Source organism: Pseudoalteromonas sp. SK18 (assembly GCF_001974855.1).
Classification (GTDB): Bacteria; Pseudomonadota; Gammaproteobacteria; order Enterobacterales; family Alteromonadaceae; genus Pseudoalteromonas.
The window spans coordinates 64,859-80,234 of sequence record NZ_MTQB01000006.1 but is presented as its reverse complement, the minus strand read 5'-3'; the positions used below and the strand labels follow the sequence as shown (position 1 = coordinate 80,234).

General features: G+C 40.8%; 11 protein-coding genes. 3 read left to right on the top strand and 8 right to left on the bottom strand.

The features are described from left to right. Position 1: 1 nt before the first annotated feature. The 5 genes from BW139_RS06475 to BW139_RS06455 form a co-directional block, all read right to left on the bottom strand. Positions 2 to 838 carry a peptidoglycan binding protein CsiV gene (locus BW139_RS06475; protein WP_076919127.1) on the bottom strand — a complete coding sequence of 279 codons (837 nt, stop codon included), beginning with the start codon at positions 836 to 838 and terminating at the stop codon, positions 2 to 4. Then, the gene (gene mfd, locus BW139_RS06470) at positions 838 to 4,311 is read right to left on the bottom strand and encodes a transcription-repair coupling factor (protein ID WP_076919125.1); all 3,474 of its coding nucleotides are present in this window, start codon (positions 4,309 to 4,311) and stop codon (positions 838 to 840) included. Before mfd ends, BW139_RS06475 begins: the two co-directional genes overlap by 1 nt. A 50-nt stretch (positions 4,312 to 4,361) precedes the next feature. Further along, complete coding sequence (locus BW139_RS06465) at positions 4,362 to 5,255, bottom strand: carbon-nitrogen hydrolase (protein ID WP_076919123.1); 894 nt, start codon at positions 5,253 to 5,255, stop codon at positions 4,362 to 4,364. Further along, on the bottom strand, positions 5,252 to 6,307 hold the full coding sequence (locus tag BW139_RS06460) for an agmatine/peptidylarginine deiminase (protein WP_076919122.1): 1,056 nt from the start codon (positions 6,305 to 6,307) through the stop codon (positions 5,252 to 5,254). The genes BW139_RS06465 and BW139_RS06460 overlap by 4 nt, the downstream gene beginning before the upstream one ends. A 110-nt stretch (positions 6,308 to 6,417) precedes the next feature. Continuing rightward, positions 6,418 to 7,020: a PilZ domain-containing protein gene (locus BW139_RS06455; protein ID WP_008468182.1), complete on the bottom strand. Its 603-nt coding sequence runs from the start codon at positions 7,018 to 7,020 to the stop codon at positions 6,418 to 6,420. Between the two features lie 286 nt (positions 7,021 to 7,306). On the opposite strand from BW139_RS06455, the gene BW139_RS06450 reads away from it, so the two are divergent. Genes BW139_RS06450 through BW139_RS06440 form a run of 3 tightly spaced genes read left to right on the top strand, consistent with a single transcriptional unit; the run spans position 7,307 to position 11,979 of the window. Next, positions 7,307 to 7,864: an RNA polymerase sigma factor gene (locus tag BW139_RS06450; protein ID WP_008109831.1), complete on the top strand. Its 558-nt coding sequence runs from the start codon at positions 7,307 to 7,309 to the stop codon at positions 7,862 to 7,864. Further along, the gene (locus BW139_RS06445) at positions 7,861 to 8,937 is read left to right on the top strand and encodes a FecR family protein (protein ID WP_076919120.1); all 1,077 of its coding nucleotides are present in this window, start codon (positions 7,861 to 7,863) and stop codon (positions 8,935 to 8,937) included. The genes BW139_RS06450 and BW139_RS06445 overlap by 4 nt, the downstream gene beginning before the upstream one ends. 9 nt (positions 8,938 to 8,946) lie before the next feature. Further along, positions 8,947 to 11,979, top strand: coding sequence for a TonB-dependent siderophore receptor (locus tag BW139_RS06440; protein ID WP_076919119.1), 3,033 nt, complete (start codon positions 8,947 to 8,949; stop codon positions 11,977 to 11,979). 65 nt (positions 11,980 to 12,044) lie between these two features. On the opposite strand, the gene BW139_RS06435 is transcribed toward BW139_RS06440, so the two are convergent. The 3 genes from BW139_RS06435 to aceK all read right to left on the bottom strand — a co-directional run bounded on the left by BW139_RS06435 (position 12,045) and on the right by aceK (position 15,333). Continuing rightward, positions 12,045 to 12,488 carry a PA2169 family four-helix-bundle protein gene (locus tag BW139_RS06435; protein WP_076919118.1) on the bottom strand — a complete coding sequence of 148 codons (444 nt, stop codon included), beginning with the start codon at positions 12,486 to 12,488 and terminating at the stop codon, positions 12,045 to 12,047. Between the two features lie 171 nt (positions 12,489 to 12,659). Continuing rightward, positions 12,660 to 13,598, bottom strand: coding sequence for a LysR family transcriptional regulator (locus BW139_RS06430; protein WP_076919116.1), 939 nt, complete (start codon positions 13,596 to 13,598; stop codon positions 12,660 to 12,662). Between the two features lie 16 nt (positions 13,599 to 13,614). Continuing rightward, the gene (aceK, locus tag BW139_RS06425) at positions 13,615 to 15,333 is read right to left on the bottom strand and encodes a bifunctional isocitrate dehydrogenase kinase/phosphatase (RefSeq protein WP_008109841.1); all 1,719 of its coding nucleotides are present in this window, start codon (positions 15,331 to 15,333) and stop codon (positions 13,615 to 13,617) included. Between the last annotated feature and the right edge of the window lie 43 nt (positions 15,334 to 15,376).

The following is a 15,376-nucleotide window of genomic DNA, read 5'->3' as shown; positions in this document are numbered from 1 at the left end:
ATTAATGATTAAATTTTCGAATTTGTACAATCATCCCCAGTCGAGGGTGATCAAAGTAATGAATATCTTCGCTAAACACCCGTCTAAACTGTGAAAAACGGGCTGACTCTAGCTCTCCGTTGTCACGTTTTTCACTAATATCAAAGTGTGCATTAATGAATAAGTAATGGCGCAAGTGTATTTTAAATAGACCATCTAATTCCCATTTCATTTCGGGAGATTGAGTTTCGATAAATAGTGGCTCAGGCGTATTTATCAAGCTAATAAAATCAGAATTGGCGTAACTAATCGCGGTGTTTATATTGTTCTTTAATTGGCTGCCTGCAAACAAGTGTATGCTAGGCGAACGTGATTTGCTCGCACCTTCAAATCGCCAACCGGTATGTAATAAAGGAGTAAGCCCTTTGCGGTCTAGGGCTTGACGTTGTGATTCGAACTGCAATTGCTCAGGGGCTAACAGGTAAGTTTGCTCCATCGTCTCTAGTGCTGGTGCCTGAGGGGTTACTGGTAGCACATCGTAACTCTTTATATAATCAATGCTGTCGTTACACGCTGCTGACTGTGGGTTTGAATTAACTAAGGTGTCAGCAAAGGTACGTGTTTGAAAACGCGGATCGCCGTTTATACACGCGTCCATTGCTTGGTTTTTATAAACTGGGCTTAGTAAATCTAAGGTGTTTTTATCTTCTAAGGCATCGTGCTTTAAGCTAAAGTCTTCTTGTAGATATGGGGCAGGGCGTTGTTTAAATATCAATACCTCTACTTCAAACCAGCGCTCTGCAAATGCAGTACTGCTGAACAAGCAGCATAAAATAACCAGCGATTTTTTCAGCAACATTAATGGCTAACCTTTTTTTCGAAATCTGCAATCATAGCAGTGATCATTTTTAAGCGTTCACGGGCATTTGCCTCGCTAATGACAAAGCGTAATTTATTTGCGCCATCCATCTTGTAGATATGCGGCGCACTTTGTATCAAACCAATAATGAAGCTAGGATTAACCTTAGTATTTTGACTAAACTCAAAGTAACCCCCTTTCGGGTTAGCTTCAATTTTTGTTATGCCTAAATTACTCGCCTGCATTTTTAGTTGTTGTAAGCTAAACAAGTTTTTAGCTGCATAGGGTAATAAACCAAAGCGGTCTATCAATTCAACTTGCAGCTCATCAATATCAGCAAGACTAGCACAACTTGCTACACGCTTGTACATACCTAAACGCGCGTTAACATCGTGAATATAGTCATCTGGCAACAGAGCCGGTAGCTTTAAGTCTACTTCTGTTTGTTTTTGTAATAGATTTTCAAGAGTTGGCTCTTGACCATTTTTAAGTGCGTTAACGGCCTGTTCAAGCATTTCCATATACAAATTAAAGCCAATGGTCTGCATTTGCCCTGATTGATCATCCCCTAATAGCTCACCCGCACCACGAATTTCTAAATCATGAGTTGCTAAGGCAAAGCCAGCGCCTAAATCTTCTAATGAGGCAATCGCGTCTAAACGTTTTTTCGCATCTTTAGAGAGTGCCTTAGGGTTACCGGTAAGTAAATAAGCATAGGCTTGGTGATGGCTTCTACCTACACGTCCGCGTAATTGGTGTAGTTGAGCAAGACCAAGTTTATCGGCTCTATCCATAATTATGGTGTTTGCTGTGGGCACATCAATACCGGTTTCAATGATTGTGGTACACACAAGGACATTGTATTTTTGATGATAAAAGTCGGTCATTATCTGCTCAAGCTCTTGCTCTCGCATTTGCCCATGTGCAGAGGTTACTGTTGCCTCAGGCACCCATTCGCTAATTTCTTGAGCGACACGTTCAATGGTTTCTACGTTGTTATGTAAAAAGTATACTTGGCCGCCGCGTTTAATTTCACGCAGTACCGCTTCGCGAATAAGTTCTTCGTCGCGTTGGCGTACAAAGGTCTTAACCGCTAAACGTTTAGCCGGTGGAGTGGCAATAATTGATAGATCACGCATGCCACTCATCGCCATGTTTAATGTACGCGGAATAGGCGTAGCGGTCAGAGTGAGTATGTCTACATCAGCTCTCAGGGCTTTAATTTTTTCTTTTTGACGAACCCCAAATCGGTGTTCTTCATCAACAATTAACAGGCCTAAATCTTTAAAGTTGATATCTTGTTGAATCAATTTATGAGTGCCAATAACCACATCTAGCTTGCCATCACTCATTCTTTCAAGGGTTTCTTTTTGCTCTTTGGTCGAATTAAAACGCGACAGCACACCCACTTCAATTGGAAAATCAGCAAAGCGGTCTTTAAAATTATCGTAGTGTTGCTGAGCAAGTAGGGTGGTAGGGACTAAAATAGCCACCTGCTTATTATCGTTAACTGCTACAAAGGCTGCACGCATAGCTACTTCGGTCTTACCAAAACCTACATCACCACATACTAAGCGATCCATGGCTTGTTTTGACTGCATGTCACCAAGCACCGCTTCAATGGCGTTACGTTGATCATCCGTTTCTTCAAACGGGAAGCTATCGCTAAATTGGCGATAAGCTTGGCCATCAAGCGTAAACTTATTACCAGGCTTAGCTTGGCGTTGTGCATATATGTCGAGTAACTCTGCGGCTACATCACGTACTTTTTCGGCGGCGCGCTTTTTCGCTTTATCCCAGGCATCAGAGCCGAGCTTATGCAGTGGCGCACTGGCCTCTTCACCGCCGGAGTAACGACTAAGCATATGAAGTGCCGATACCGGCACATAAAGCTTTGCTTCACCTGCATAAGTAATAGTTACAAATTCAGTCACCACACCGGCGGCATCAATCGTTTGCAGCCCTTGATAACGGCCCACACCATGGTCAAGGTGCACAACTGGTTGGCCTTCTTTAAGCTCTGCTAAGTTACGAATTAACGCGTCTTGGCTTGCTTCATACTTGTGCTTACGACGTCTGCGTTGTGATACTTTGATCCCAAGCAATTCTTGCTCGGTAATAATGCTCAAACTTGGTTTAGTGCTAAGCACCACACTTTGCTCAAGCGGACTGACAATTAAACCAACGTCATTACTGCTGTTGGTAAACTGCTCAAAGCTATCAAATTCTTTAAATTTTAAGCCGCTAGGTTTTAATATACTCAGTAATGATTCGCGTCGACCGTCCGACTCAACACTGATGACAACTCGGCCTTTTTTCTTTTTTTGTTCTGCCACATAATTTATAAATGCATCGTAGGGTTGATGTTGTTTATGATCGATGCGTACATTGGGCAATTCATTAACTGCGAGATTTTTATTACCTGCTTTAGTGCCTAGCTTTGCTTGCGATAGGCGAATGCGGCCATAATTGCCTAAATTGGAAAACAGCTCATTAATTGGCTGATATAATTCATCGGGCGGTAATAGTGGACGCAGAGGATCTACACGGCGGTTCTCATAACGCACATTAACATCGTGCCAAAAGTTATCCGCTGCATGCTCTAAATCCCCTAACTGCATGACGGTTGTTGAGTCAGGCAAGTAGTCGAATATGGTTGCTAAGCCTTCAAAAAACAGCGGCATGTAATATTCTATACCTGCTGGCCAATTGCCTTTGCTGACCTGCATGTAGACTGAGTCTTGCTCAGCACTTGCGCCAAATTTTTCACGATAGCTTATTCTGAAACGTTCAATATCTGATTCGTTAGTAGGGAACTCATGAGCAGGCAGTAGCTCAATTTTGTCTACTTTTTCGTCTGAGCGCTGAGTTTCCACATCAAATAAACGGATGGTATCTAGCTCATCATCAAAAAAGTCGAGCCTAAATGGATGCTTACTCCCCATGGGGTATAAATCAACAATAGAGCCGCGTATGGCATATTCGCCATGTTCCATGACTTGTTGCACATGTAAGTAACCCGCTTGCTCTAAATTTTCTCGCAGGGCATGGGTGTCTAATCTATCGCCTACTTTAAAGTTCAGCGTTGAGCCGTATATAAATGATGCTGGGGCAGTACGCAGCATCAAGGTTGATACCGGCACAATGAGCACGCTTTGTTGCTCTTTTTTCAGTGTGTTGAGTGTTGCTAAACGTGCTGAAATAATATCTTGGTGGGGAGAGAAGTGATCATAAGGCAATGTTTCCCAATCTGGAAAAACCATTACTGGGTTATCAGGCAGCAAGTACTCTAATTCTGTTTCAAGGCGCAGAGCACTTGGTGTATCAGGGGTAACAATTAACACCAAGTTATCTTGCTGTTTTACACCTTGTGCAATAGCAATGCTTAAGCCACTGCCTAAAAGTTCGCCCCATTGAATTTTATCTTTTTGAGATTTTACCCAAGGCAAGGCTGCCCATTGCTCAAACGCCATTAATTACTCCATTAAATTAGGCTCTTAACGAGTAAGAGCCACACTATTATTTAGTCACGGTAAATTTTTGTTAAATCTTGATAATGATCAATTCTACGGTCGCGTAAATACGGCCAGATACGTCTTACGTTCTCGCTGCGTTTTTGATCAAGTTCTACCATTAATATTTGTTCATTTTGGTTATCAGCCTCTGCCAACATTTCACCTTGAGGGCCTGCAATAAACGAGTTACCCCAAAATTGAATACCGTCACTTTGACCGCTCGGGTCGCTTTCATGACCAACCCGGTTACAACTAATCACCGGAACGCCATTTGCAACCGCATGCGCTCGCTGTGAAATAACCCAAGCTTCTTTTTGGCGGGTTTGCTCGTCTTTATCATCGCGAGGATCCCAGCCAATAGCTGTTGGGTAAATTAAAAGCTCAGCACCGGCCATTGCCATTAAGCGCGCGGCTTCAGGAAACCATTGATCCCAACATACCAGTACACCTAGTTTACCTACAGAGGTTTGAATAGGCTCAAAGCCTAAGTCCCCAGGAGTAAAGTAAAATTTTTCATAAAACCCAGGGTCGTCTGGAATATGCATTTTACGGTATTTACCTGCAATGCTGCCGTCTTTTTCAAGCACCACGGCGGTATTGTGGTAAAGGCCCGTAGCACGTTTTTCAAATAATGACGCTACAATCACAATACCAAGCTCTTTGGCGAGTTCACCTAAAATATTACTACTTGGGCCTGGTATTGTTTCGGCCAAATCAAATACATCAACGTCTTCGGTTTGGCAAAAATATAAACTACGGTGTAATTCTTGAAGTACAACAAGTTGCGCGCCTTTACTTGCTGCATCGCGAATGCCCGCAATTGACTTTTCAATGTTATGTTCAGCGTTGTCACTGTTGCTTTGTTGCACTAAGGCAACTGATAAATGTGCAGGGCTTGTCATTGTGCTGCTCCAGCTAAAAATCCACGGGGTAATTGCATTGTAATGCAGTGAAGACTGCCAAATTGCTCAATAATAGGTAAACAATTTACACCAATAATTGTGTGCTCTGGGTATGCCTTTTGAACTTGCGTTAAAGCGCGTTGGTCGCTTGCATCGTCATAAGTAGGCACTAATACCGTATTATTAATAATTAAGTAATTTGCATAGGTGGCGGGTAGACGCGTATTTTCATCATCATACACGGCTTTTGGCCACGGTAACTCAATTAGCTTATATGGGGTGTTATCAGCGGTTTTAAAGCTTTTTAGTTGTTTTTCCATGGCATCTAGCGCGCTAAAATGCTCATCGCTTTCATCGTCACATTTTACATACACAAGGGTGTTATTAGGCGCAAAGCGCACTAGCGTATCAATGTGGCTATCGGTGTCGTCACCCGCTAAATAACCATGATCAACCCATAAAAAACGTGTTGCCCCTAAGTGCGCTTTTAAAAGAACTTCTATGTCACTTGGCGTTAAATTAGGGTTACGATTTTTATTCAGTAAACACTCGCTGGTTGTTAGCAATACACCGTGTTCATTTATTTCAATACCACCGCCTTCAAGTACCATATCGAGGGCTTGATACTGGTTGTTTGTACTACTTAGCTGTTTAACTAATATGTGATTTATTTGATTATCAAGGGCACTTTCAAACTTATTACCCCAGCCATTAAAGGTAAAGTCGTAGACTTTTAGTTGCTCTGGCTTTTCTATAGCGCTACACGTAAGCGGTCCATGGTCACGCGCCCACGTATCGTTAGTAGGAGTAACAACAAAATATACACGGGTCTGCTTAATACCAGCATCATTTAGTAATGAGTTTATGTGGGTTTTTAATACCTCATCATGAGCAACAATCACTAAGGCTTGTTTCGCAGTAATATGTTTTGCAAGTTCAATATAAACGGGTTCAACACGCGCTAAATTATCAGCCCAATCGGTATTTTTGTGTGGCCATGTAAGCATAACTGCATCTTGCTCGGCCCATTCAGGTAAAAGTCTAAAGTTCATGGATTTTTGATACAAATAAAGATAGGGCTAGTTTAGCAGTTCAATTACGGCTAAGTCACTTTTAAATAAGTGTTTGAACTACAATTTAAAGCGGTAAATAAACACTGGTGTTACTCGTTTGGACTCTCTTTCGCTTTTTCAAGTTGCTGACGCTTTTTAAGCTGGCGTGTTTGCGCATGTAAACTGGCTCTAACAACCAGCTCTTGATCACTGTCTCTTATTGATACAAAGAGCAGGGTATATTGGTAATGCTCATTGTCTTGTTTTTCTATAGCAACGACTTCGCTATAACAATACACTGCAGAGGCTTCGTGTTGTAAAAACAGTTTGGTACGAAATTTCTGACCTAATGTGTACAAATGTTCACTGGTAAACTTAATTCCGCCACCGCCATAACTATCGCAATAAATAGAGTTATCTTCAGGTTGTTCAGAAGCTAAAATATGGCTCATGATCAAATCTATTTTGCGCGATTGGGCTTGTAAAAACGTCGTCAGTTCTTGGGCAATATCTCCTAAGTTACGCAAAGGACCCAAGGCGCTTTGATCTAAACTACTGACTTCGTTAGCGAGTTTAAATAAAGGCGGAATGTCTGCGTCTAGTTCAGCCAAGCTTTTTGGTACCACTGCGTCATCTACAGCAAATAGATTGACGCGATTGCTTTCTTCAATTTGAAAGTAAAGCTCAAAATCAGCTAATTTTTGATTATTCATTTGTAACTCCTAACCTCTATCCGTTAATAGTAGCGTTGCGATTAGTAAATTACTACACAACAAACCAATAAAAATAAGCTAAATAACTGTTTGGCTTCACTATAAAAACGCTAGGGGTGCTACTTTTTATACAGCCATAATGATTAAAAGCATAATAAACATTCATACATTTATACTGAGTATGTATGTTAGCAACTAATAAATAACCAATAATTAACAAAATGCCTTGTAATTAACCTTAAAACTCGTAATCTTACGGTAATAATAATAACAAGGGACTACCCACGTGGCTCAAGGACTTAAATTGGCCAGTACTTTCTCAGACATATCTACGCAATTACGGCGCTTTGTGTCTAAAATCGTATTACCTGACGATGTTGATGATATTGTTCAAGAAACCTTTGTTAAAAGCTATGAAGCAGAGCTAAAACAAGATATTCAATACACCCGCAGCTATATGTTAAAAACAGCTAAGCACCTCGCCTTGAATCATATAGCTAAATGGGATAATAAATTTAGTACTCCTTTGAATCACGAAACTGAACTTCCTAAATTGCTCAAATCAATGCAATTAGAAGATGAATACACCTCCAAAGAGCGTTTTTTACTATTTTGTCGAGCTACTGAGCAATTAAGCCCTGTGGTAAGAAAGTGTTTTATATTAAAAAAAGTATATGGGATGAGCCAAAAAGAGATCGCACAGCAAATGCAGCTAAGTCAAAGCACGGTAGAAAAGCACATTGCTAAAGGACTATTAAACACCATGCTGTATATGCGCGAGCAAGCGCAAGATGAGAGTGAGCATGGGCAACAAAGTGCGAGCATTGTGAGGGCAGTAAAATGAATAACATCCATCAATTTACTTCAAAAGAATTAATCTTAGAAAAAGCATCGCTATGGATAAGCGCGATTGATCGTGGCTTAAGTACACAAGAGCAAGAGCAATTTAAACTATGGATGCTACAAAGCACCGCTCATCAAAATGCGGTATATGAGTTAGCGCAACTGTGGGACGACTTAAGTGTGCTTAACGAACTTAGCGTATTGTTTCCTAATAAACACTCAGCTGGCATTAAAACCAAGCCTGCCTATGTATATGGTATTGCAGCAAGTATTATTGCAGCCTTAATGATGTGCAGCTATTTTTTGATAAACATTGATAGCAACTTTAACCAAAATTTAGCTAAAGTAAATTATACAAAAATTTATAAAACAAAGGTTGGCGAGCAAGCAACCTATGTTTTACCAGATGGCACAATAGTTCAGCTTAATACCAATAGTTCATTGGAAGTAGCTTATAGCCAAGGGCGCAGACAGTTATTACTAAGCCGTGGGGAAGGACGTTTTAACGTAGCTAAAGATGCATCACGACCATTTAGTGTGATGGCGGGTGACAAAAGCTTTACCGCACTTGGTACAGTCTTTAATGTTCAGCGCAATACCTCATCAGATCTCGAGTTGGTAGTCACTGAAGGTAAAGTGATGATCACCGATCCTAGCGTTGCCGTTAATGCTGACGATTTTAAAGCGTATCAGCAAGCTGATAACAGCAATCACGAAATCCGCCAGATCAATGCCAATATAGTGATATCGGGTGAAAAAGCTATTATTGAACAGAGCGTAACTAAACCAATTACACAATTATCGGTTGATGACGTACAACGCGATTTAGCATGGCAAAATGGCATGTTGATATTCAATGGCGAGCAACTGGTTGATGCCTTAAACGAAGTTAGCCGTTATACCGCCACGCGATTTGAACTGTCATCTGATGAATTAGCGCGTATTAAAGTGGCTGGCGTGTTTAAAGCGGGTGATGTCGCAGGGCTTTTAGAGAGCTTACAAAATAATTTTTCAATTGAGCATGAGCGTTTAGGCGAGCATGTTGTTAGTTTAAAATATCAAAAAAAGTCATAGGTAATGGTAATGAAAATCACGCCATTGTTAATCAATGTTACTCATAAGGGTTTAAAAAGTAATTTAAAGATTAAAAAAATGATAAAAACCTATAGAGGATTTTTGTTTGCTAACTGTTTATATAAGTTGCGCAGTAACCATATGTGTTATTTAAGCCCGTTGGGACTCGTTGCACCGCTGTTTTTTAGTATCAGTGTGCATGCGAATCAAATCCAGGGGCAAATGATGCAGTTTGATATAAAAGCGCAACGAGCAGACAAAGCCTTAATTGAATTTGCCAAGCAAACTGAACAAACAGTGGTTTTTTCGTACGAACTTGCTAAACAGTACCAGGCAAATTCGTTATATGGATTTTATTCTCAACTCGATGCGTTAAACGCATTGTTAGCTGAGACACAGCTCGATGCGGTTGTTGATCAAAATGGTTTACTGAGTATTAAACTCAAACAAATCAATAGGAAAGATAACAACATGATGAAGCTTTCAGGAGTTAGTGCTGCTGTATTACCTGCTTTACTTGCAGTTAATTCACAAGGAATAAATGCCGCTGAACAAAGCGCAGAACAAAACATCGAAAAAATTGCTATTGTAGGTAGTCGTGTCGCAGGACGCTCAGTTGAAGACTTACCTGTCCCCGTTGATATTTTAAGTGCAGAAGCACTCGAAAATACCGGTCAAACTGAAGTTGGCCGCATGCTTCAAGCTATCGCACCTTCTTTTAACTTTTCAAGTTCATCTATTAGTGATGGTACTGATGCATTAAGACCCGCAACCTTACGTGGCCTTGGCCCGGATCAAACATTGGTATTGATCAATGGTAAGCGTCGTCATCAAGCCAGTATTATCCACATTAATACTTCTGTTGGTCGTGGTACTGCGGGTACTGACATGAATGCGATTCCAGCCTCAGCCATTAAACGTATTGAAGTACTGCGCGACGGCGCTGCGGCTCAATATGGTTCGGATGCAATTGCCGGTGTTATTAATATCGTGCTAAAAGATGGCAGCGAAGGTGGTAAAGCGGCCGTTAACTACGGTGAGTACTCTGAAGGTGATGGCGAAACCGTTAATATCGACTTTAATAAAGGCTTTGCTTTAGGTGATAACGGTTATTTAAATACAACTATTAACTACCGTGATCGTGCACCAACTAACCGTGCAGGCCTTCATGGCTCATGTCAGTTCTATGGCTGTACTGAACTTTCTGATGGTACCTTGCTTGCAGGTGATCCACGCGAATTAACCGCACCGCGTGATACATTCAGAATTGGTGATGCTGATTCACAACAATTTGGTTTAACAGTTAACACCGGCTACGAATTAGGAGCGGGTGAACTATACGGTTTTATTACCTATTCAACTCGTGATAACGAATCAGCAGCATTTTTCCGCCATAATGCTAATGCAGGTGGTAACCCGGTACTTCAAGATGGCGATGCAACTATCCCAGCTGGTTTTTTACCTAAAATAAACACCACGATTGACGATATTTCATATAACTTTGGTTATAAAACTGAATTTGATAACGACTCAAGCTTAGACTTATCGTACACCTATGGTGAAAACAGTATTGACTACACGACTAGCGATACTATTAACGGCTCTTACGCGAATTTTTTACGTTATGATCAAGGCCTAAGTGCAGCAGATATTCGCGCCACGATTCCACGTCAAGGTTATGCTTATGGCATGGAGCTATCACTGCAAACGATCAATCTTGATTTTACTCAAAATTTTGATGACTACTCATTGGCAATGGGTGCTGAAATTCGTACCGATGAGTACCGAATTTTAGAGGGTAGTGAATACGCATATCGTGATTACGATACCAACAACGGTGTTAATATTTATGATGGACTAAGCGGTGGTGTTGGCAGCGAAAACGCATCCGGTGGCACACAAGGCTTTGGTGGTTCATCGCCAGCATCGTCGGTTGATGAGTCCCGTGATGTGATCTCGTTTTACTTAGACGCTGAAGCTTACGTTATTGAAGATGTGATTATCTCAGGGGCGTTACGTTACGACAATTACAAAGGGTTTGGCGATACAGTTAATTTTAAACTAGCCGGTAACTGGTCAGTAACCGAAGATATTTCACTTCGTGGCGCGCTAAGCTCAGGCTTTAGAGCACCTTCAATGCAACAGTTGTATTTTAACAACATCAGCACACAGTTTGTTGTAGGCCCTAATGGTAACTTAGTGGCTGAAGAAGTGGGTACCTTTAGAAACGACTCAACCCTTGCGCAAAGTTTAGGTATTCCTAAGCTCACAGAAGAGAAATCTCAAAACCGTAGTTTAGGTATCGTTTATAACGTAAGCGATAATATTAATGTAACCCTAGATTACTACTCAATCGATATTGACGATCGTATTGTAATTAGTAATCGCTTAGGTAAAGGCTTATCAAGCAGCCTTGATGCCGCGTTACTGAGCTCGGGTGCAGGTGCAGGGCAGTTTTTCTTAAATGGCGCTGACACTGAGACACAAGGTATCGACTTTGTGGCTACATGGAATACAGAAGGCCTAGGTGGCACGCTTGATTTTACATTAGCGGCTAACTTTACCGAAACTGATGTGGTGTCGTTATTTACACCAGCAGGCTCTGGCCTTGAAACCGTGCCAGTCGATGATGTGTTTTCTGATCAAGAAATTTCTATTATTGAAGAATGGCAACCAGAAGATCGAATTAACTTAAGTGCACTTTATCGTCGCGACGACTGGACCGTAAACCTATCGCTTAACCGTTTTGGTGAGTACACAGTTGAAGATGGCGGCCGCCAGACTTACGGTGCTGAAATTTTAACGGATATTAAAGTAAACTATTTTGTGACTGATGATTTATCGGTAAATATTGGCGCAAATAACTTATTTGATGTTTACCCAGATGAAAACACCATAGGTAATTCACGTTCAGGCACAATTGTGGATGCTCAAGGTAATACTATTGTCAGCAGTGACGGGGTATTTAAGTACTCACGTCGTTCAGCGCCATTTGGCTTTAATGGTGCTTACTACTACGTAGGCGCAGAGTACCGCTTTTAATAAATAACTCTCCTATTGTTATTTAACAACCAAAGGGCCGTCAGGCCCTTTTATCGTTTTTAAACTTAATGTTTTTGCATTTTACTCATTTCTGCATGGCAGCTTTGCATGGTAAGTAATACCTTTGATAGCGCTGCTTCACAGTCGTGGGACTGAGGCTTTTTCAACGCTATTTTTATTTCTTCTAAGGTTTTATCTTCCACTTCCTCAAGCTCTTTAACGTAAATTTGATCGTTATCGTTAGTAAATTTACTGATCAAAGCGGTGAATGCTTGGCGTGCTTCTACAACAAACGACGAGCCATCTTCGCGTTCACCCTGCTGATTAATTGCATAAGGTTGTAAACTCTCCACACAGACTATACGCGCGTCAATCATACGTTGAAATAGGGCGCCTATTGCGGGGTCTTGTATTTTATCTTGTGCTTTTTGGTAAAAGTCGATGCCGCTATTCATTACTTGGATAATGTCGGTAATATGATTTATTTCTTGTCCTTGATGGGTGCTCATAATAATGACCTCTGTTAATTTAAAATACAGTCATTACCAAGCAAGCGCTATTCCAATCAAGCTTTATTTTTAAGTTTTTGTATTTTATGGCTTTTAATTGTTTTTGACGGGGAGGAAGGCTTGCTAACCAAGCGCTAGCAAGCAAATTTTACATAAAGGTATGTAAGAAGGTTATTTTAGCTCATCCGCTACTTCAGCTACTTTTTGGCGTAACCAAATATGGCTAGCATCTCTGTGTAATAAAGGGCTCCATATCATATCAAGTTCAAATGGCGGAATAGGAAAGGGTGGCTCAAGTATTTTAAGCCCAGGATCGTCTAAATAAATATTAGCCGCTTTTGAGGGTAAAGTAGCAACTAGGTTTTTCTCTTTGGCTAAATGAATAGCGACATGGTAGTTACGAGTAAAAGTGGCAATATTTCGGTGTTTACCAAAATGCGCCAGTGCTTCGTCAACCCAGCCCAGCTTTTGTACATCTTTAGGATCCATCCCTACACCCACACCAAAACCTGTCTTACTTACCCAAATGTGGCGGGCTTTTAAATAGCTGTCTAGACTAAAGTTTTCAATAATAGGGTTGTCGGATTTGACTAAACAGCAAAAGCTATCTTTCCAAATACGTTTATGATGAAACGACTGTGGTAAATTTTCAAAGCGGTTAATCGCCATATCTACTTTACCGTTTTCAACATCGTGAAAGGTTACATCACTGGGAGTTAAAATATCTAAGGTGGTGTCGGGCGCTTCTTCGTGTAGTTTACCTAATAAACGCGGTGCCATGGTACTGGCTGCGTAATCACTGGCCATGATCCTAAATACCCGTTTGCTTTGTTTAGCATCGAACTCACGATTAGGTGCCAGTGTTTCTTCAAGGGTCATCAAAATACCACGAATGACAGGCTGTAGCTCAATAGCACGCTCGGTCGGTACCATGCCATCGCTGGTACGTACTAAAATAGGATCATTAAAAAGGTTTCGTAGGCGTTTAAGTCCGTTACTCATGGCCGGTTGAGTAATACTAAGCTGGTTTGCAGCACGAGTAACATTACATTCGCGCAGTAATGTATCGAGGTAAACCAGTAAATTTAAATCTATTTTACTTATATTCATTGTGTGTCCTTAACGTTTACCAATAATGGATAAAACGTTGTGCTGTAGGATAGGGATAAATATGACTCACCTTTCCATTTTTTATATTTTGTTGTGCTTGTTTCCAAAAGTTCACATCAAGTAATTCAGGGTGCGTGCTAGTTAAAAATTGTTTATATGTTGGGTTAGGCATTACAAAAGTACATAGCTGCTCTGGAAATACATCTTGAGGAGCAACCGAGTAACTTTGTTCGTCCATTAAATAATCGTCATAACTTTTTGCTTTGGGTAGTGCTCTAAAGTTCATGTCTGTTAAATATTGCACTTCGTCGTAATCGTAAAAAATAATACGTTTGTGCTTACTTACACCAAAGTTCTTTAACAACATGTCACCGGGGAAAATATTCACGGCAATCATTTCTTTGAGCGCTTGACCATACTCCTCTATGGCATCTGCGGCACTTTTTTCATCTGCATTTTCTAAAAACAGATTAAGCGGTGTCATGCGTCTTTCAATATATAAATGTTTTATAATTAACCAGTCACCTTCAATAACCATTGATGATCCAATGGTTTTGTGTAACTGCGCTAACAAGTTACTATCAAAACGCGCTAAAGGAAATACGACGTTTGAATACTCTATAGTGTCGGCCATTCGCCCTACACGGTCGTGGCTTTTAACCAATTGATAGCGTTTTAATACGGTATCGCGACCAAATGGCTTACTTTCACCAAATTTATCTTTAATAACTTTAAATACATAGCCAAATGAGGGCAGAGTAAATACCATCATCACCATACCTGGGGTGCCAGGTGCAATGGTAAATTCGTCATTAGAATGGGTTAAATGATTCAAAAACTCACGGTAAAACTCAGTTTTCCCTTGCTTATGAAAACCAATGGCGTTGTAAAGCTCGGCTAAGGTTTTATTCGGCATCAGTTGGTTCAAAAACCGCACTAACGCGGAAGGGGCGTGAGTTTCTACCATAAAGTAAGCGCGTGCAAAGCCAAAAATAACCCGCATTTGCGACGACTTAGTCAGCAGGGCATCAAGATATAACCCCTGATCTTCATGGTGAAGTACCGCAATGATAAAAGGTTGAACGCCACTTTGCGATACAACACGCCCTACAATATACGCGGCTTTATTGCGGTAGAACGGCGTGTGTAATATATCAAAACGCATTTGCCAATGCTGGTGGTGAGTATCGGGGGCCTGCTTATAAAATGCTTTAACTAATAAACGAATATCGCGCTCAAGATTGACAAAATCGGCTTTAAAATCAAAGTGGTTAATGATGCGTTTAATGGTTGGTTTTAAACCGTCCACTACAGGGAAGTAGCTTCTGTATTCAGCTTCTACAGGCACTGAAGGTGCATCTTTGAGTGTCGCTTCAACAAAAATAAAGTCGTTATGGAAATAGCGGCGGTGGTACAGGCGGCAAAATACGGAGTTATAAAATGTCTCAGCAAGCTCAGCTTGCGGATGAAAACATAAAAAATGCTGGTAAATTTTCTTTACTTCAAGCCATAAGCTTTCGTTTAGCTGGTCTGTTTGCTGGCGTTCACGTAAGGTTTTTGTGGTTTCGTTAACCCGATCATCGTAATAACTAATACGCAAGCGGCTAATATCATTAATTGCTTGCCAATCTCTTTTAGCAAACGCATAGGGCGCTTTTGCTGTTGTTCTTTGAAACAGCAGGTAATGTTTTTTAAATCCGGTTAAAATTAATTCAGCAATTTGGCGTGGTTGCATCAGTACTCCTTAATTGACGCCTTTAGGTGTTTAGCAAAGTGCA

Bases quoted from the DNA above. Each gene is read 5' to 3' on its own strand.
- BW139_RS06440 (WP_076919119.1), top strand. From the start codon at position 8,947: ATGAAAATCACGCCATTGTTAATCAATGTTACTCATAAGGGTTTAAAA.
- mfd (WP_076919125.1), bottom strand. From the start codon at position 4,311: ATGGCGTTTGAGCAATGGGCAGCCTTGCCTTGGGTAAAATCTCAAAAA.
- aceK (WP_008109841.1), bottom strand. From the start codon at position 15,333: ATGCAACCACGCCAAATTGCTGAATTAATTTTAACCGGATTTAAAAAA.
- BW139_RS06465 (WP_076919123.1), bottom strand. From the start codon at position 5,255: ATGACAAGCCCTGCACATTTATCAGTTGCCTTAGTGCAACAAAGCAAC.
- BW139_RS06435 (WP_076919118.1), bottom strand. From the start codon at position 12,488: ATGAGCACCCATCAAGGACAAGAAATAAATCATATTACCGACATTATC.
- BW139_RS06445 (WP_076919120.1), top strand. From the start codon at position 7,861: ATGAATAACATCCATCAATTTACTTCAAAAGAATTAATCTTAGAAAAA.
- BW139_RS06475 (WP_076919127.1), bottom strand. From the start codon at position 838: ATGTTGCTGAAAAAATCGCTGGTTATTTTATGCTGCTTGTTCAGCAGT.
- BW139_RS06455 (WP_008468182.1), bottom strand. From the start codon at position 7,020: ATGAATAATCAAAAATTAGCTGATTTTGAGCTTTACTTTCAAATTGAA.
- BW139_RS06460 (WP_076919122.1), bottom strand. From the start codon at position 6,307: ATGAACTTTAGACTTTTACCTGAATGGGCCGAGCAAGATGCAGTTATG.
- BW139_RS06430 (WP_076919116.1), bottom strand. From the start codon at position 13,598: ATGAATATAAGTAAAATAGATTTAAATTTACTGGTTTACCTCGATACA.